This window comes from Streptomyces sp. NPDC016562, assembly GCF_043076955.1.
Classification (GTDB): Bacteria; Actinomycetota; Actinomycetes; order Streptomycetales; family Streptomycetaceae; genus Streptomyces.
On record NZ_JBIBRZ010000001.1, the window covers coordinates 944083 to 961484 of the forward strand.

The 17402-nt window shown below is 70.3% G+C and carries 15 protein-coding genes; 13 read left to right on the top strand and 2 right to left on the bottom strand.

The genetic code is table 11. The features are described from left to right. The first annotated feature begins 60 nt into the window (after positions 1–60). Positions 61–486, top strand: coding sequence for a hypothetical protein (locus tag ACF059_RS04350; RefSeq protein ID WP_392051142.1), 426 nt, complete (start codon positions 61–63; stop codon positions 484–486). Here the strand turns inward: ACF059_RS04350 and ACF059_RS04355 are convergent. Then, positions 461–1852, bottom strand: a complete 1392-nt coding sequence (locus ACF059_RS04355) for a pyridoxal phosphate-dependent decarboxylase family protein (protein WP_392051144.1) — start codon at positions 1850–1852, stop codon at positions 461–463. The two genes, ACF059_RS04350 and ACF059_RS04355, sit on opposite strands and share 26 nt — an antisense overlap. A gap of 203 nt (positions 1853–2055) precedes the next feature. Between ACF059_RS04355 and ACF059_RS04360 the strand changes: the two genes are divergently transcribed. Genes ACF059_RS04360 through ACF059_RS04370 form a run of 3 tightly spaced genes read left to right on the top strand, consistent with a single transcriptional unit; the run spans position 2056 to position 6277 of the window. Further along, positions 2056–2454, top strand: a complete 399-nt coding sequence (locus ACF059_RS04360) for a hypothetical protein (RefSeq protein WP_392051146.1) — start codon at positions 2056–2058, stop codon at positions 2452–2454. Beyond that, complete coding sequence (locus ACF059_RS04365) at positions 2451–4391, top strand: GMC family oxidoreductase (RefSeq protein WP_392051149.1); 1941 nt, start codon at positions 2451–2453, stop codon at positions 4389–4391. The genes ACF059_RS04360 and ACF059_RS04365 overlap by 4 nt, the downstream gene beginning before the upstream one ends. A 26-nt stretch (positions 4392–4417) precedes the next feature. After that, entirely contained in the window at positions 4418–6277 is a 1860-nt protein-coding gene (locus ACF059_RS04370) for a peroxidase family protein (RefSeq protein ID WP_392051152.1), read from the top strand. Positions 6278–6308: 31 nt separating this feature from the next. Here the strand turns inward: ACF059_RS04370 and ACF059_RS04375 are convergent, their stop codons facing one another. Continuing rightward, positions 6309–7127, bottom strand: coding sequence for an ABC transporter ATP-binding protein (locus ACF059_RS04375; RefSeq protein ID WP_392051155.1), 819 nt, complete (start codon positions 7125–7127; stop codon positions 6309–6311). 94 nt (positions 7128–7221) lie between these two features. Here ACF059_RS04375 and ACF059_RS04380 point away from each other — a divergent pair, with 94 nt between their 5' ends. The 9 genes from ACF059_RS04380 (at position 7222) to ACF059_RS04420 (ending at position 17401) form a co-directional block, all read left to right on the top strand. Continuing rightward, positions 7222–8298 carry an agmatine/peptidylarginine deiminase gene (locus tag ACF059_RS04380; RefSeq protein WP_392051158.1) on the top strand — a complete coding sequence of 359 codons (1077 nt, stop codon included), beginning with the start codon at positions 7222–7224 and terminating at the stop codon, positions 8296–8298. A 159-nt stretch (positions 8299–8457) separates the two neighbouring features. Beyond that, complete coding sequence (locus tag ACF059_RS04385) at positions 8458–10077, top strand: PHB depolymerase family esterase (RefSeq protein ID WP_392051161.1); 1620 nt, start codon at positions 8458–8460, stop codon at positions 10075–10077. A gap of 227 nt (positions 10078–10304) precedes the next feature. Next, positions 10305–11003, top strand: coding sequence for a TetR/AcrR family transcriptional regulator (locus ACF059_RS04390; protein WP_392051164.1), 699 nt, complete (start codon positions 10305–10307; stop codon positions 11001–11003). A 440-nt stretch (positions 11004–11443) separates the two neighbouring features. Further along, on the top strand, positions 11444–13243 hold the full coding sequence (locus ACF059_RS04395) for a carbamoyltransferase (protein WP_392051167.1): 1800 nt from the start codon (positions 11444–11446) through the stop codon (positions 13241–13243). Positions 13244–13314: 71 nt separating this feature from the next. Continuing rightward, positions 13315–13614 (top strand): hypothetical protein, encoded by a 300-nt coding sequence (locus tag ACF059_RS04400; RefSeq protein ID WP_392051170.1) that lies wholly within the window; start codon positions 13315–13317, stop codon positions 13612–13614. Between the two features lie 625 nt (positions 13615–14239). Further along, positions 14240–15727, top strand: a complete 1488-nt coding sequence (locus tag ACF059_RS04405) for a UDP-N-acetylmuramoyl-L-alanyl-D-glutamate--2,6-diaminopimelate ligase (protein ID WP_392051173.1) — start codon at positions 14240–14242, stop codon at positions 15725–15727. 324 nt (positions 15728–16051) lie between these two features. After that, the gene (locus tag ACF059_RS04410; RefSeq protein ID WP_014047008.1) at positions 16052–16255 is read left to right on the top strand and encodes a cold-shock protein; all 204 of its coding nucleotides are present in this window, start codon (positions 16052–16054) and stop codon (positions 16253–16255) included. 349 nt (positions 16256–16604) lie between these two features. Further along, positions 16605–17252: a DUF6338 family protein gene (locus ACF059_RS04415; protein WP_392051176.1), complete on the top strand. Its 648-nt coding sequence runs from the start codon at positions 16605–16607 to the stop codon at positions 17250–17252. Further along, a complete protein-coding gene (locus tag ACF059_RS04420; RefSeq protein ID WP_361947341.1) occupies positions 17252–17401 on the top strand; it encodes a hypothetical protein in 150 nt (49 codons plus the stop codon). Before ACF059_RS04415 ends, ACF059_RS04420 begins: the two co-directional genes overlap by 1 nt. Position 17402: the final 1 nt, after the last annotated feature.

The window sequence follows — 17402 nt, forward strand, 5'->3', positions numbered from 1 at the left end:
AGTTACGGGAGCGGCAGGCACTCAGGAGGAACGTTCATGACGCATGCGCAGGCTCAGGTTGTGACACCGTCAGCGGCGCCCCGCCGGGCGGGGATCGTCGCCGACGGCGTCTTCAAGGCGTTGCTCGGCGCCGCCTATCTGATCGGCGCTTCCCGGCTGGGCGACTTGCTGGGCGTGTCCGCCTGGTGGATGGTCGCCTCGGGCGTCGCCCTGCTGATCGGTGGCGGGATCGAGCTCACGTGCGTGCGCAGTCGCCCGTTCCGCACCCACGTGCGGCTCATGGTCGCCTACGACACCGGCTGGGTACTGACGGCGCTGGTCGGCCTCCTGATGGCATGGCGGGACGGCAGCGCCGGGGGTGAGGTGTGGATCGGCTACCAGACGGCCGCGCCCCTGGTGTGCGCCGCCCTGTTGCTGATCGCCACGCCCGTACCGTCGGCCTCGGACACCCGCGCGGGGATCAGGCGCTGGCGCAGGCGCGCCTGATCGCGTCGAGTGCGCGCGTCACGTCCTCGTCGGTCGTCGACCAGTTGCTCACCGAGATGCGCATGACACGCCGGCCGTGCCAGGTAGAGCCGCTGATCCACGCCGTGCCGTCGTCGAGCACCCGGGCGAGGACCCGTCCGGTGCGCTCGTCGTCGCCGAACGCGGCGCAGACCTGGGTGAACACCACGTCGTTGAGGACGCTCGCGCCCTCGATCCCGGCGATGCCGGTGGCGAAGGCGCGGGCGTGCCGGCACAGCCGCTCGACGAGGTCGGCCACACCGGATCGGCCGAGGGAACGCAGCGCCGCCCATACGGGGAAGGCTCTGCCGCGCCGCGAGAGCTCGGGGACCTTGTCGACGGGGTCGCCCCGTTCGTCCTGGATCAGGTAGTCGCCGCGCAGGCTCATCGCGGCGCGGAGCGCGAACGGATCGCGTACGACGGCGAGTCCGCAGTCGTAGGGGACGTTCAGGGTCTTGTGGGCGTCCGTCGCCCAGGAGTCGGCTTCCGCGCAGCCCGCCGTCAGGTGTGCGTAGGCCGGGGAGGCGGCCGCCCACAGTCCGAAGGCGCCGTCGACGTGCACCCACGCGTTCGCCTCGCGCGCCGCACGGATCGTCTCGGCGAAGGGATCGAAGGCACCGGAGTGGATGTCGCCGGCCTGGAGGACCACGATCGTGGGTCGGGGCCCGCCGGCCGCGAGGGCACGGCGCAGGGCCACGGGGTCGATGCGTCCTTGATCGTCCGCGGGCACCAGTTCGGGCTCGCCGAGCCCCAGGTAGCGCAACGCCAGGTCGATGGCCATGTGCCGGTCCCGGCCGGCGAGGACGCGTACGCCCGGCCCGCCCGCCAGTCCGTCGCGGGCGACGTTCTGCCCGGCGCGCCGCAGCACCGCGTCGCGCCCCGCGGCGAGGCACGTGAAGTTCGCCATCGTGGCGCCTGTGGTGAAACCGACGGCGCTGTCGCCCGGCAGGCCGAGCAGATCGAGCAGCCAGGCGCCGGCGATCTCCTCGGCCGCCGCGTACGCGGGCGAGACCGCACGCATGACGCAGTTCTGGTCCCAGGCACTGACCAGCCAGTCGGCGGCCAGCGCGGCCGGTTCGGTTCCACCGACGACGAACCCGTAGAAGCGGCCACTGGGAAACGCGGTGAGCCCCGGCTCACAGGCCGTGGCGAGCAGGTCGACGACGTCGGCGGGGGTGCTGGGACCGGCGGGCAGTTCGGCGCCGAGCGCACGCACGATCTCCTCGACCGAAGCGCGGGCGGGCACGCGGCGGCCGGACAGGCTCGCCAGCCAGTCGAGCGCATGTCCGTAGGCCTGTCGCAGCGCCGCCTCGCGCGCGTCCGTACCCCCGTCCCTGCCCGCGTCCATACCTCGGACTATGGGACGGTCACCGCCACCCCGCAAGCCGCCACCACGCAGACCGCCGGGCCACGAGGTGCACGCCCACCCCCATCCGCCTAGGGTGGATTCGGGGGACGTTTCCGCTGTATGCCCGGGGGCCAGGGCGGCTCGATCCGCCGGACACCCCCCTTGTTGTGGCCGCAGAAGCCGCCGCACTTCAGGGAGACACCATGGCCAAGCCACGCGTGGCCCGCCGTCCGGTCTCGGTGTACGCACTGGCCGGCATCCGGCTCTTCAACGGCGTCGCCGGACTCCTGACGCCCACGCTGCTCATCCGGCGCCTCGACCCCGACCGTGACCTCAGTCCGGCGGCCGTCTACGCCTTCCGGCTCTTCGGGATCCGCACGATCCTGCTCGGCCTCGATCTGCTCGTCAACCGCGGACCCCGCCTTCAGGAGGACCTCCGCGAGGGCGTCCTGATCCACGGGAGCGACACCGCGACCGCCGCCCTGCTCGGCATCCGCGGCCAACTGCCGCCCCGTACCGCGGCCCTGACGACGCTGATCTCGGCCGTCAACACGACCCTCGCCGCCAGCGCGGCCGACTTCGGGAAGAGGAAGGGCACGTGAGCGCGGGGCCCGGTGCCCCGTCGGCCGAGGCGGGTTTCGACTACATCGTCGTCGGCGCGGGCGCCGGCGGTGGCCCGCTGGCGGCCAACCTCGCCGCCGCGGGGATGCGCGTCCTGCTGCTCGACGCGGGTGGCGCCGAGGAGAACGACAACTACCTGGTGCCCGCCTTCCACGCCGACGCGTCCGAGGACCCCGTGCAGCGCTGGGACTACTTCGTACGGCACTACGCGGACGAGCAGAGGCACCAGCGCGACAGCAAGCTCGTGCCGGGGAAGGGCATCCTGTATCCGCGGGCCGGGACGGTCGGCGGCTGCACCGCGCATCACGCGCTGATCACCGTCTATCCCTACAACAACGACTGGGACGACATCGCGCGGGAGACCGGCGACGCGTCGTGGGGCAGCGCCGCCATGCGCGGGTACTTCGAACGGCTGGAGCGCTGTACGTACCGCCGCCGGCCCAAGAAGCCGCCCGGCAACCGGCTGTTGGCCGCCCTGCTGGAGCTGCTTCCCTTCGCCGCGGCCCGCTACCGCAACGACTCCCGGCACGGGTTCGACGGCTGGCTGGCGACCGCTCTCGCCGACCCCGAACTCATCATCCAGGACAAACAGTTGCTGAAGGTCATCCTGTCCGCCGCGCAGGACACCCTCGTCGACTTCATCGGCCGGCCCCTCTCCCCCTTGGAGGGCCTCGGATCCTTCGTCGACTCCAACGACTGGCACGTGCAGAGCGAGGGCCTGCAAGGACTGTGGCAGGTCCCGATCTCCACGGCCGGCGGGCGGCGCAGCGCCGCCCGCGAGCGGGTGCTGGACGTACAGGGCAGCCACCCGGACCACTTGGTCGTCCGTACGAACGCCCTGGTGACGCGGGTCGTGCTGGACGAGGACGGGGCGGCGACCGGCGTCGACTACCTGGACCAGCCGCACGCCTACCGGGCCGACCCGGGCAGCCACCACCCTCCGGCGTCGCCGCTGCCGCGCAGGGCGCTCGCCTCCCGTGAGGTGATCCTCGCCGCAGGGGCCTTCAACACGCCGCAGCTGCTGATGCTTTCGGGCATCGGCCCGCGCGAGGAGCTGGAGCGGCACGACATCCCCGTACGCGTCCCGCTCCCGGGCGTCGGCGCGAACCTGCAGGACCGGTACGAGGTCGGCGTGGTGAGCCAGATGGACCGCGAGTTCCCGGTCATCAAGGACTGCGGCTTCCACGCGCCGGAGCCCGGATCGAAGCCGGACCGCTGCTACCGGGCCTGGCAGCGCGGCGAGGGCCTGTACACGACCAACGGCGCCGTCGTCGGCATCACCCGCAAGTCCCGTCCCTCGCTGGACGCCCCCGACCTGTTCGTCTTCGGCGGCCCCTTCGACTTCCGCGGCTACTACCCGGGCTACTCGCGCGATCTGACACGCCACCGGGACCGCTTCACGTGGGCCATCCTCAAGAGCCGTACCCACAACACCAATGGCCGGGTGCGCCTGCGCTCCGCCGACCCCCGGGACACCCCGCTGGTGAACTTCCACTACTTCACCGAGGGCACGGACGAGGAGGCGCGGGACCTCGACGCGATGGCGTCCGCCGTGGCGTTCGTACGCAGCATGAACCGGAGCGCCGGCTCCGTGATCCTCAAGGAGCTGTGGCCCGGCGAGCAGGTCGCCGACGCCGAGAGCGTTCGCCGCTTCGTGCAGGACGAGGCGTGGGGTCATCACGCGTCCTGCAGCTGCAAGATGGGCCGGACCGACGATCCCTCGGCCGTCGTGGACAGCCGCTTCAAGGTGCGCGGTGTGGAGCGGCTGCGGATCGTCGACGCCTCGGTCTTCCCCCGCATTCCCGGATTCTTCATCGCCGTTCCGGTCTACATGATCAGCGAGAAGGCGAGCGACGTGATCCTCGGCGACGCCGCCCGCACGCGAACCGCCGTGGCCGCGTCACGGCACCCGACCTGACCGGGAACCGATCCTAGGAGCCCACGATGAGCACGCAACGACGCGCCACACCCCGGCGGTCCGGTTCCGGCTACCGCTCATCCCTACCCTGGCGGATCATCACCCGCATCGCCGAGTTCGTCGACCGACACAACGGCTGGAACAACCTGGCGGTCACCCCCGGCCTGCTGGTCTTGCTCGGGCTGCGCGTCAAACTCCGTCAGAAGAACCTCCACGACACCTCGCGCCTGCCCTCCGTCAACCTTCCCGACCCCGCGCCGCCCTCCCCGAGGCACCGGGTCAGCCGGACGGCCGACGGCAGCCACAACGACCTCGCCGAGCCGCGGATGGGCATGGCGGGGACCCGCTTCGGCCGCAACATCCCGCTGGACGAGATCCCCCCGGCCACGCCCGAGAGCGTGCTGTCGCGGCCGAACCCGCGCGAGGTCAGCCGCGCCCTGCTCACCCGGCACGAGCTGATCCCGGCCGAGTCGGTCAACTCCCTGGTCACCGCCTGGCTGCAGTTCATGGTCCGTGACTGGTTCAGTCACGGGAAGAGCCCCACGGACCGGCCCTGGGAAGTCCCCCTCATGGACGACGACCCGTGGCCGGAACACCCCATGCGGATCATGCGGACCCAGGACGACCCGACCCGCGACCCCCGGTCGCCGGCCGGTACCCCCGACACCCGCGTCAACGTCTCCTCCCACTGGTGGGACGCGTCCCAGATCTACGGGACGAACGAGGCGGAGCAGCGCCAGGTGCGCACGGGCCGGCTGGGCAAGCTGCACCTCTTCGACGACGACGCGACGCCGGGCCCCTCCGACCCCTCGCGCGATCCCTCGCGGGTACCGGGCTTCTGGCTGGGCCTGGTCATGATGCAGAACCTGTTCACCCAGGAGCACAACGCGATCTGCGACCACCTGCACGCCGCCTACCCGTCCTGGGACGACGAGGAGCTGTTCCAGCGGGCACGGCTCGTCAACGCCGCGCTCCTCGCCAAGATCCACACGGTGGAGTGGACGCCGGCGGTCATCAGCCACCCCACCACCGTCACAGCGCTGCGGGCCAACTGGTGGGGCATCGCGGGTGAGCGCGTCCACCGCGCCTTCGGGCGGATCTCGCAGAGCGAGACCGTCAGCGGCATCCCGGGCAGCAGGACGGACCACTACGGCGTCCCGTACGCCCTGACCGAGGAGTTCGCAGCGGTCTACCGCATGCACCCGCTCGTCCGCGACGAGTGGCACCTGCGCTCCCTCAGCGACGACTCCACCCTCAGCGAGTGCACGTTCCGCGACATCGCCGGACCGGAGGCGCTCAACGTGCTGAAGACCAAGGGCATGGCCAATCTGCTCTACAGCTTCGGCACCCTCCACCCGGGACTGGTGACCCTGCACAACTTCCCCAGGTTCCTCCAGGACTTCGAGCGCCCCGACGGGCAGCGCCAAGACCTCGCCGCCACGGACATCCTGCGCAACCGGGAGCTGGGCGTCCCGCGCTACAACGACTTCCGGCGCCTGCTGCGACTGAAGCCGGCGGCACGCTTCGAGGACCTCACCGACAACCCGGTCTGGGCCGAGGAGATCGAGCGGCTCTACGACGGCGACATCGAGAAGGTCGACCTGATGGTCGGGATGTACGCGGAGAAGCTGCCGGCCGGATTCGCGTTCAGCGACACGGCCTTCCGCATCTTCATCCTGATGGCCTCGCGCCGCCTGAACAGCGACCGCTTCTTCACCGACTACTACACCCCCGAGGTGTACTCCAAGGCGGGCATGGCCTGGATCGACGACAACGGCATGATCTCGGTGCTGCTGCGCCACTATCCGGAGCTGCGCACGGTCCTGGCGGGGCTGAAGAACGCGTTCGTCCCGTGGCACACCGCCGACGGCGGCGCGCGTTCCTGACGCCACCTGTTTCCCGGCCGCCCCTCGTGGTTCAGGGGCGGCCGGAGCGGGCCGCCCAGCGGCCGCCGTGGTGGCTGACGTCGATGGGGCGGCCGAAGCACGCGGTGAGCGACGCGCCGGTCAGGACGGATGGGGCAGGGCCCGCCGCATGGACGCGGCCCTCGCGCAGCAGCAGCGCGTGGCTGGTGCTCGGGGGCAGTTCCTCCAGGTGGTGGGTGACCGTCACGGTCGCCAGGTCCGGGCGAGCGGAGGCGAGCCGGTGCAGGGCGTCGATCAGGTCCTCGCGCGAGGGCAGGTCGAGCGCGTTGAACGGCTCGTCGAGGAGCAGCAGGGGCGGGTCGGCGATGAGCGCGCGGGCGATGAGGATCCGGGCCCGCTGGCCGCCGGAGCACACACCGTACGGCCGGTCGGCCAGGTCCTTGCAGTCCAGCTCGGCGAGCAGGTCGTGGGCGCGCTCGCGGGTCTCGGTGTCGTACATGCGCCACAGCGGCTGGACGGTGCCGGTCGCGCCGGTCAGGACGACCGTGTGCGCGGTCTCGTTGCCGGGAGTGCGCTGCGCGCTGGAGACCAGGCCGATGCGCGTCCGCAGAGCGCGCAGGTCCACGCGTCCGAGCCGGTGGCCCAGGACCTCTACGGTGCCGTCGGTGGGGTGCATCAGCGCACCGAGGAGGCGCAGCAGGGTCGTCTTGCCCGCGCCGTTCGCGCCGAGCAGCGCCCAGTGCTCCCCGGAGCGCACGGTCCAGTCGATGCGGTCGAGGATCACGAGGCCGGTGGTGAACCGGCGCACGCTCGCGGCGTCGAGCGCGGCGACGGTCCGAGGCTGCGCGGGCGTGTCCAGGGGCGTGTCCATGGGCGCTCCTTCCTTTCAGTCGATGCGACAGTGGTGAGGCATACCCGCGCTCCCGGCAGTACGCCGCCTGCCGTCGCCAACGATCGGAGTTCCCGTGCCGTTCCGCAGGCCCGGCCGCCGGGCCGCCCCTCGCCTCTGCCCACCCGGCGCTGAGGGCGGCGGGCGCCGGTTGGGCGCCGAGTGGGAGAGCCACGCCCGTACGTTCATGTCCTGGCCCGCGCTGCCCTCCGTATGGGGGGCGGACCTGCCGTCCGTGCGCGAGGACGTCGCACGGATCGCGCGGGCCGTCGCTGCGTACGAGCCGGTCGTCGTGATGGCCCGGCCCGACCAGACCGCCGCGGCGCAGCGGGCGTGCGGCGCGCAGGTCGAGGTGGTCCCGCTGGCCGTGGACGATCTGTGGGCCCGCGACACCGTGCCCGTCTTCGCCGAGCAGGACGGCGAGGTCGTCGGAGTCGACTTCAACTTCAACGGCTGGGGCGGGAAACAGGTGCACGAGAACGACGGGGCCGTGGGGCGCACCCTGCTCGAAAAGTACGGGATCCCGCGGGCCCGGGCGCCGCTCGTCGCGGAGGGCGGCTCCTTCGAGACCGACGGCGAGGGGACGTTGCTGATCACCGAAAGCTCGATCGTCCACCGCGACCGCAACCGCGGCAAGAGCCGGGACACCATCGAGACCGAACTCAAGGAGGCGTTGGGCGTCGAGAAGGTCGTGTGGCTGGCCGGCGTGCGCGGCGAGGACATCACCGACGCCCACGTGGACGGCCTGGTGCGCTTCACCGCGCCCGGTGTGGTCCTGTTCGACCGCGCCCACCCGAGCACTCCCCCGGACTCCTGGTCGCGCTCCGCCGACCAGGCACGGTCCGTCCTGTCGCAGGCGACGGACGCCCGCGGCAGGCGCTTCGAGGTCATCGACCTGCCGCAGCCCGACCCGCGACGGATCAGGGGAGAGGGGGACGAGTTCGTGTCGGCCTACGTCAACTTCTACGTCGCCAACGGCGCCGTCTTCCTGCCCCGGTTCGGGGACGCCGAGGCCGACGACCGTGTCCGCGGCCTCCTCCAGGAGCACTTCGCCCAGCGGGACGTCGTACAGGTCGCGATCGACACGATCGCTGCGGGCGGCGGGGGCATCCACTGTGCGACCCGCGAACAACCCGGCCGGCCCGCCGTCTGAGGGCCCCCGCACTGGTCCTGGGCCGTGGGCGTCCAGGGGCGCAACCGCCATAGCGAGCACGGCGGTTGTGGCAAACGCCACTCTGCCTACGGGGTGTGACCGGAAGCTATCGTCGCAGCCGTCCGAACCGGTGAGCCGTCTCACACCAGTGGAGGGTTTGTGCGTCCATTCCTCGGAAGGCTCGGCGGGGCCGCCGCAGCGCTGTTGCTCGGCGTCGGCGTACTCGCCGCCGCCCCCGCCACCGCGGCCACCCCGGCCACACCGGCCACCCCGGCCGCCATCGCTCCCGTGACCGGCGAGCTCAAGGCGTACCACGTCGACGGCGTCTACAGCGCCGGTGTCTCGTCCGGCGGGTACATGGCGACCCAGTTGCATGTGGCCTATTCCGGTACGTTCGACGGCTCGGCCGCCTTCGCCTCCGGACCGCAGTACTGCGCGCAGAACGACCTGGGCAGGGCCCTGAACGCCTGCATGGACGTGTTCCAGGACCTCCAGCTCGCCACCCTGCAACAGACCACGGCCACCTGGTCGGCGCAGGGGAGCATCGACGACGTGGCCGGACTGAGCGGTGATCCGGTCTATGTCTTCAGCGGTTCCAACGACGCGACCGTCGAACGCCCCGTGTCCACCGCGCTGAGCGACTACTACCGGCACTTCGGCGCCGACGTCCTCTACAACAACGCCACTGCCGCCGGCCACGCCTGGATCAGCCCGCTCGGCCCGAACGCGTGCACCGTCACCGGCAACCCGTGGATCAACAACTGCGGCTTCGACGCCGAGCGAGAGTTCCTGGGGCACCTCCTCGGCCCGGTCAACGCACCGGCGGCGGGTCCCGGCGGCAGCCTGATCCGCTTCGACCAGAACAAGTACGCACCCGGCGGCGCCGCCAAGCCGATCTCGATGGACGAGAAGGGCTTCGTCTACGTCCCCACCGGCTGCGCGAACGGCGCGGCCTGCAAGGTGGTCGTCGCTCTCCACGGCTGCAAGCAGGGCTACTCGTACCAGGGCTTCGGCTCCCAGTTCATCGACAGGGCCTACCTGAACGAGTACGCCGACACCAACAACCTGATCGTCCTGTACCCCCAGGCCCTTGCGACGACGACGCTCGACAACCCCAACGGCTGCTGGAACTGGTGGGGTTACCTCGGCGACGCCGACTACGCACGGCACGGCGGCCGGCAGATCGAGACCATCATGAGCATGGTCAAGGCCCTGGGCGGAGGCGGCTCGACCCCGCCGCCCACCGGAACCGTCACGCTGCCCAGCGTGGACGCAGAGGACGGTTACATCAAGGCCGCGGGTGACGGCTCGGGCCCGGCCGTCGGCACGTTGGAGGAGACCTACGGTCTGGCACTGGGACGGGGCGCCGACGGCAAGTTCAACCGGACCGTCCTGTCCTTCGACACCAGTGCCGTCCCGTCCGGAAGGGAGATCACCCGGGCCTGGGTGACCCTGACGAGGAGCGGCGGATCCGGCAGTCCGTGGGCCAGCCCCGCCGGCAATCGGCTCCTGGTCGACGTCCAGAGCGGCTGCCTCGGCGGCTGCGCGGTGGAGGGCTCCGACTGGGCCGCTGCCACGACGGCTCCGGCCGCCGCAGAGATCGGCCCCTTCACCTCCGGCAGCAAGGCTTCCACCAACCTGTCCGCCGCTGGTCTGTCCGCGGTGAACCGCTCGGGGCGGACCCAGATGCGTCTGCGGTTCGAGCTCGACCAGACGGCCACGGCCTACCTGTTCGTCAACAAGGACACCCAGGCAGCGCTGACCGTGGAGTACCGGTAGCGGCCACACCCGCACGCGGTGCTCCGCGTAGGCCTAGCAGAGGGCGAACTCCCCTGTGTTTCACGGGAGTTCGTCCCGTAGTCACGCATGCGCCAGTGCAGCACGTGCCCATGAACCGGCCTCCGTCCTCAGGGTTTCCGAACCCGTTCTGAAATTAACACCAGAACCGGCTCGATGTCGAGCGCAGGGGCCTGAGGTGCCGCGTTCGGCTAGTGCATGATGGGGCGATGTCTCCCAACGCAGCACCGCACGGCCGTGTCGGCCGACCCCCCGTGACGTCCCGTACGCAGATCCTGATCGCGGCCCGCCGGCTCATCGACCGGGACGGCTGGGACAAGCTGACGATCCGCCGGCTGGCCGGAGAAATCGGCATCGGGGCCACGACCCTGTACCACCACGTCCGGGACAAAGAGGACTTGCTGCTCCTGCTGATCCACGAGCACGCGGACCAGATCCCGCACCCCGATCTGCCGGCCGAGCCGCGCGAGCGCATCATCGCGGCCGCCACCGCCATCCACGACTCCCTCGCCGCATGGCCGTGGGCCGCCGAAGTCCTGACCACCGACGGCTTCATCATGCGACTGGGCGACTCCGCCCTGTGGTTAGTCGAGGTCATCCTGGCCGGGGCCATCGACCACGGATGCACACCCGCCCAGTCCGTCTACGTCTTCCGCAGCATCTGGTACTACACCGTCGGCGAGATCCTCGTCCGCGCCCACTCCGAACGCGCCTGGGCGAACGACGAGGTCCCCGTCTCCCGCGACTTCAGCGGCCTGCTCGCCACCCAGCTGCCGCACTTGGCCGCCTTGAACGACCAGTGGGCCAAGCTGGCCCCGCAGAACACCTACCCCCGCGGTCTCCAGGCCTTCGTCGACGGACTGCTCGCCCAGGCCGCGGCGTCCGTCCCCCAGCGCCGGGCCCGCTGAGCGCGCCGTGGCGCGTACCGGCACCGGGTAGGTGCCGCGGCCTTGAGACCCGGCCCGGAGTGCCGACGATCCGGCACGCCGCGATCCCCCCTGTCGTCTTTTCCTCTCGGCGTCGGCAATGCATTGGTGTCGACCCGTGAAATCGCATGCACGATTCCGCTACAAGGACGGATTACAGGGAACAGATCAAGCCATCTTGCCCTCGGGGATGTCGTGAGAAACGCATCCATGACAGTGTGCTTCGAACCTTGCAGGGGGCTGATCGGCTCCGGTACCGTGGCGGAGAAATTTTTCAGGGCCGAATGCCATTCGAATGTTTCGACGAGAAAGTCCGGCTGAATGCGCAAAAAGAACATCGCCCTGTTCGACGCTTCCGGGTGCCTGCTCGCCCACCGTCGGATCGAATACATGCCGCCGCTCAACAGCGAAGGGAATTTATCATGATTGTCCTGGGTTGCAATGGCTTCACCCTGGGTGCAGAGGTATTCGCGACGCAATTCGGTGCGGTCGGGACCGAGAAGCACTACATTCTCGGCCACGACTCCGGTGCGGCGCTGCTGGTGGACGGCAAGCTGGTCGCCGCCGTCGAGGAAGAGCGGCTCAACCGCGAGAAGAAGACCTCCGACTTCCCGATCAACGCGGTCCAGTGGTGTCTGGAACACGCGGGCATCGAGTTCTCGGACATCGATGTCATCGCCATTCCGTGGAACTTCTCGAACGACGTCTTCGATGCCACGATGCACGACCTCGCGTCGGCCCCGCTGAGTCCCGCGGAGAAGGTGGACCGGCTGCGTCGCATCGGTGAACTCTTCATTAAGGCCGTCGGGCGCGAGGCGATGCTCGCCGACTTCGCCGCGCGCACCGGGTTCACCCCCGACCCGGACAAGGTGGTGTTCGTCCAGCACCACCTCGCCCACGCCATGACCGGTTACTACATGGCGGGCCAGAAGGACACCGCATTCCTCATCAGTGACGGTCGCGCGGAACTTCTGTCCTCGCTGACCGGTGAAATCCGCGATGGCCGGATCAAGGTGTTCGAAGACTCGCTCATCAGCGCGAACGACTCGCTGGGCAACCTGTTCGCCGCCATCACGCGATTCCTCGGTTTCGTGCCCAACAATGACGAATACAAGGTCATGGGCCTCTCCGGTTTCGCCGAGGCCCCCTCGCCGAACCCGTTCCTGGAGAACATCGTGCGGCTGCACGAGGGCGGCCGGTACAGCCTCGTCATGCCGCACGACCCGGCGAACCCGCGCTGCTTCGACGACCTGTTCGTCAAGGGCTTCGGCCCGTACCAGGACACGGTCGAGTACAAGGCCAAGGTGGCCGCGGCGGCGCAGGACCTGCTCACGGCCGTCACGAGCCACCAGGTCCGCGCACTGGAGTCCAAGACGGACCTGAACCACCTGCTCTTCGAGGGCGGTCTGGCGCTGAACTGCGTCAACAACACCAAGCTGCTGGAGGGTTCGCGCTTCGAGGACATGGAGGTGAGCTTCGGCGCCAGCGACACCGGCGTGGTCATCGGCGCCGCCGTCTTCGCCTGGGCGAACCACCCGGACAACACCGCCGAGGTGAAGTACGCCGACACGGTCACCCCGTACCTCGGGCCCGAGTACGACACCGCGACCATCGAGAGCGCCCTCAACGAGTTCAGCGACCAGGTGCGCTGGACGCGCCTGACCGAGGACGAGGTCGTCGACCAGGTGGCGAAGCTGCTCACCGACAAGGTCGTCATCGGCTGGTTCCAGGGCCGGATGGAGCACGGGCCGCGGGCGCTGGGGCACCGCAGCATCCTGGCGAACCCGAAGTTCCCGGACATCAAGGACGTCATCAACACCCGGGTCAAGCACCGCGAGCCGTTCCGGCCGTTCGCACCGATCGTGCTGGAGTCCGATGCGCCGAAGATCTTCGAGATGGGCCGCAAGTCCCGTTCCCCGTACATGACGTTCGTGTTCCCGGTGCGTCCGGAGTACCACGACATCATTCCGGGTGCGACCCACGTCGACGGCACCTCCAGGGTGCAGACGATCACCGACGAGGCCGAGCCGTTCCTGTCGCGGCTCCTGCGGGAGTTCACGGCACTGACCGACGTGCCGTGCCTGATCAACACGTCGTTCAACGTGGCCGGCGAGCCGATCGTGTGTGCCCCCGTCGATGCGGTGAAGTGCTTCCTGAGCACCGAGATCGACTACCTCGTCCTCGGCAACTACCTCGTCACCAAGACCGACCAGGCTGCATGACCTCTGTGGTTCCCCACCGGGACGCCGTCGCACGGCGTCCCGGTTCCGGGCTAGGAAAAGGGAGTCGTTCTATGCGTGCCGTACATGAGACGGCCGTGGACCTCACGACAGTCGTTCCGTATCTGGAGATGCTGGCCTCGGAGTTGCGCAACTCCCGGGTGCCGCGCACCACGGCGGAGCTCAGCGCCGCCTCCGACGCGCTCACCTGCGCGGCCCTGCTGCTGCGCACCCAGCAAGCGGCGCCGGAGGGCAACACCACCGAACTCCTGCTCGAAGCCATGGCCGTGGCACGCAGTACGGTGGAATCGACGAAGTACGCGTGCCGCGCACGCGTGGGATCGCGCGCCGGGGTCGACGGCGCCCGGGCCTGAGAAGACCGGGCAGCACCGATACGGCGCTGCGAGCGAAGCGGCCGGGGTCCCGTAGGCGCGCTCCCTGGCGGGCGGCCGGCCCGTGTGCCGCGGGCCGCCCCCGCGCTCACCGGCGAGGAAGGACCTCTCCCCGACGTACACTCGGCCCATGGATCACACACGTGCCGCTGGGGAGGGTCTGCCACAGGCCACCCGTGTGCCGTGTCCGGTTCCCACGGGCCCGGCGGGCGTTCGCCCGGTGACCGCGGCGGCCGGCGAGGCCCCCTCGGTCGGCCGCGGCGCGCTGCACGGCCACGGTTAGCGATCGCCTCCGGCGCCCCGCCGCTGTGTCATCCCCGGTTCGTCCCGGCTCATCCCCGGTTCGCCCCGGCTCGTCCCCGGGTCCTCCCCGCGGCTTCGCCGGCGGGGGCTGAGCCGCCCTGCTGCCCGCGCCGCACGGACTCCTGCGACGGATTCCTGCGACCGGCTCCCGTGACGGAGTCCTGAGACGGACGCGGCCGCGGTTCGGCCCGTTCGCCCCCGTTCGCCCTGCCCCACTGCTTCACCGCAGACACCGGCGCACCGCCGGCGCTGCCGCCTGGCTTCGGCCGCACGACGGGCCCGAGCCAACTTCGAAGGGACCACCGTGAAGCTGAGCGGGTTGCTGACAGGCCACGACCATGACGTTCTCCAGGGCGACCCGGAGACGACCCGCATCACGTCGGGCATCACCTTCGACCTCGACCGGGTGTCCCAGGGGTGTCTCTTCATCGCGGTGCCCGGCCACTACGGCGGCGGTCTCGAAGCCGTGGGCCCGGCCCTGGCGCGCGGCGCGGTGGCCGTACTCGTCGGCGCCGAGGCGCGGGACCTTCCGGCTCCGGCCGGGGCGGCGGCGCCGGGTGCGTGCGTCGTGACGGTGTCCGACACCCGCAAGGCGGCCGCCGTGGTCTCCTCCCGCTACTTCGGTGAGCCCGGACGCGCGATGGACGTCGTGGCGATCACCGGCACCAACGGGAAGACCTCCATCTCGTACATGGTCGAGTCGGTGCTACGGATCTCCGAGGGCGCGAGCGTGGGGGTCATCGGGACGGCCGGCAGCCGGATCGGTGACGCACTGATCCCGATGCCGAGGTCGGCACTGACCACGCCGGAGTCACCGGACCTCCAGTACCTCTTGGGTCGTATGCGTGACGCGGGAGCCGGCAGCGCCGTGCTGGAAGCCACCTCCATGGCCCTGCTGACGCATCGGGTGGACCGGACGTTCATCGACGTCGGGGTCTTCACCAACCTGACGCAGGACCACCTGGACGATCACGGCACGATGGCGAACTACCGGGACGCCAAGCTGCGGCTGTTCGAGGGCCTGTGCCGGCACGCGGTGGTCAACGTGGACGACGCCGTCGGTGCGGGCATCCAGGCGATGATGCCGGGCGCGGTGACCACGTACGCCCTCGACTCCGCGGCGGACTACCGGGCCACCGACCTCAGGGCGGACGCCTCCGGCACCCGTTTCACCCTGCACCACGGCGGCCGCACCCATCAGGCGGCGATCACCGTTCCGGGCCGCTTCTCGGTGGCCAACGCGCTGGCGACGGTCGCGGCCTGCCACGTCCTGGGGCACGACCTGGAGGGGCTGGTCGCCGCGCTCGCCCAGATGCCGCCCGTCCCGGGCCGGTTCGAACGGTTCCAGACCCCGGGCGGGACCTCGGTGATCGTGGACTACGCCCACTCGCCGGACTCCCTGGACAAGGTCCTGAGCGCCATCCGCGGTTTCGCCCGCGGCCGCGTCATCACCGTCTTCGGCTGCGGCGGGGACCGGGACACCACCAAGCGCGCCGACATGGGGAGGATCGCCGGGAGCTACTCGGACCTGTGCGTCCTGACGTCGGACAACCCCCGCCACGAGGACCCGGAGGCGATCTTGGACCAGATCGTCCCCGGCCTCACGGCGACGGGAACCCCGTTCGAACGCTTCACCGACCGCCGTCAGGCCGTCGCCTTCGCCCTGTCGGCCGCGGGCCCGGACGACACGGTCCTGATCGCGGGCAAGGGCAGCGAGCCGCACCAGATCGTGGGCGGGGACCTCCTTCCCTTCAGCGACATGGCGACGGTGCGTGAGCTGGCCGGTCCGTAACGGCGCCCCGAGGGGCCGGGCCGGGAAACACTTCGTCCCGGACGCCCGCATATCTGTGACGGCGAAGTGAAATACCATGGCGACGCGCGGTGAGGGAATCTCACACAACAGTCCGAGTGAAATCATTCACCGCGCACCGCCGATCTCACTGTGCTACTGTCGATCTCAGTTGCAGTTGTGGTTCCCAAAAACTCCAAGTGCCTCCACCGGCTTTCGGGCCGACGGAAGCACTTTTGTATTTCCGGTCATTTCCGGACGGGTGATCATCACGGCGACACGGAGCTCGCAGAGTGCGGACTCCGGCGCACCCCGAAGGAGATTGACATGGCATCTGGCACCGTGAAGTGGTTCAACGCGGAAAAGGGCTTCGGCTTCATCGAGCAGGACGGTGGCGGCGCTGACGTCTTCGCCCACTACTCGAACATCGCCGCCCAGGGCTTCCGCGAGCTGCAGGAGGGCCAGAAGGTGAACTTCGACATCGCCCAGGGCCAGAAAGGCCCGACGGCCGAGAACATCGTTCCCGCCTAAAGCACCCCCGCAGCATGAGCTGGGGCCCCGCACCCTTCGGTGCGGGGCCCCAGCTGCTTTATGTGGACCCGCCCGCCTCCGGATGAATATTCCGTACGCGCTTTCCTCCGGAATGGACCGGCCGGGCTTCTCGCGTTTCGCTTTCCCCTGGCTGTTTCCCGCCATTCCCCAGACCGTTTCTCCTCCCGCGGAAATTCCTCGCATACCTGTCGCATCGCGGGTGAGAGGGCCCTGGCCGCGGCCCGCCCGCTTGCTGGTCTGCCCGCCCCAACAGCCGGTACTCCTCCCGTCGTTCGCGTCAGCCCAGTAGCCTGATGGAACCGGAGTCCGTGCGACATGGGGGTGGGGAGTGCAGGCGCCTACGACGGTCGTGCAGCTCGTCCTGCTCGTCCTTCTGGTGCTGCCCGGGGTCACCTACCAGTTCGTCCGGGAGCGCCGCCGTGGGCCGGTGCCCGGTGAGCGTGATCTGGGTGAGCGGGTGCTGCGGGCGATCGTCGCGTCGATCGCGCTGGACGCCCTGTACGCCGTGGTGGCGGGGCCGGCGCTGGTTCGCCTGGTTCGAGGCACCGGCGGCGGCTGGGACGGCTTCGTGGAGCGGCCCCGCGTGGTCGGCTTCGTCGCCTTGGTGCTGTTCCTCGTCGTGCCGGCCGTGGCGGCGGTCACCGTTTCCCTGGTGGATCGGCAGCGGCGCAAGGCTCGGTTCCTGCGCACGCCCAGCGCCTGGGACCACGCGTTCCGCGACCGCGAACCGTGCTTCGTGCGCGTGCGGCTCAAGGACGGCAACTGGGCGGGCGGCTGGTACGGCGACCGGTCGTACGCCTCCTCGTACCCCCACCCGGCCGAGCTGTACCTCGAGTCGGCGCGCGTGATGGGCGCCGACGGGTCGTTCGGCGTGCGCGTGCAGGGGACGGCGGGCCTGCGGCTGCGGGCGGAAGACTTCGACGTACTGGAGTTCGTCGAAGCCGGATCACCGGCGGCCGTGCCGGAGGAGGAGTGATGATGGCGCACGAACCCGAGCTCTCGCCCGAAGAGGTGGCGCTGCTCCAGGAGGCCGCGGAACGCGGCTACACCCCCAAAGCCACCGTCGCCGAGCCGGACGAGGCACCCGGCGGCCGGGCCGGCACCTCGAACGGCAACGGGGACTGAC

Coding starts and splice junctions, on each gene's coding strand:
- ACF059_RS04355 (WP_392051144.1), bottom strand. CDS start 1,852: ATGGACGCGGGCAGGGACGGGGGTACGGACGCGCGCGAGGCGGCGCTG.
- ACF059_RS04360 (WP_392051146.1), top strand. CDS start 2,056: ATGGCCAAGCCACGCGTGGCCCGCCGTCCGGTCTCGGTGTACGCACTG.
- ACF059_RS04370 (WP_392051152.1), top strand. CDS start 4,418: ATGAGCACGCAACGACGCGCCACACCCCGGCGGTCCGGTTCCGGCTAC.
- ACF059_RS04375 (WP_392051155.1), bottom strand. CDS start 7,127: ATGGACACGCCCCTGGACACGCCCGCGCAGCCTCGGACCGTCGCCGCG.
- ACF059_RS04390 (WP_392051164.1), top strand. CDS start 10,305: ATGTCTCCCAACGCAGCACCGCACGGCCGTGTCGGCCGACCCCCCGTG.
- ACF059_RS04395 (WP_392051167.1), top strand. CDS start 11,444: ATGATTGTCCTGGGTTGCAATGGCTTCACCCTGGGTGCAGAGGTATTC.
- ACF059_RS04400 (WP_392051170.1), top strand. CDS start 13,315: ATGCGTGCCGTACATGAGACGGCCGTGGACCTCACGACAGTCGTTCCG.
- ACF059_RS04410 (WP_014047008.1), top strand. CDS start 16,052: ATGGCATCTGGCACCGTGAAGTGGTTCAACGCGGAAAAGGGCTTCGGC.
- ACF059_RS04420 (WP_361947341.1), top strand. CDS start 17,252: ATGATGGCGCACGAACCCGAGCTCTCGCCCGAAGAGGTGGCGCTGCTC.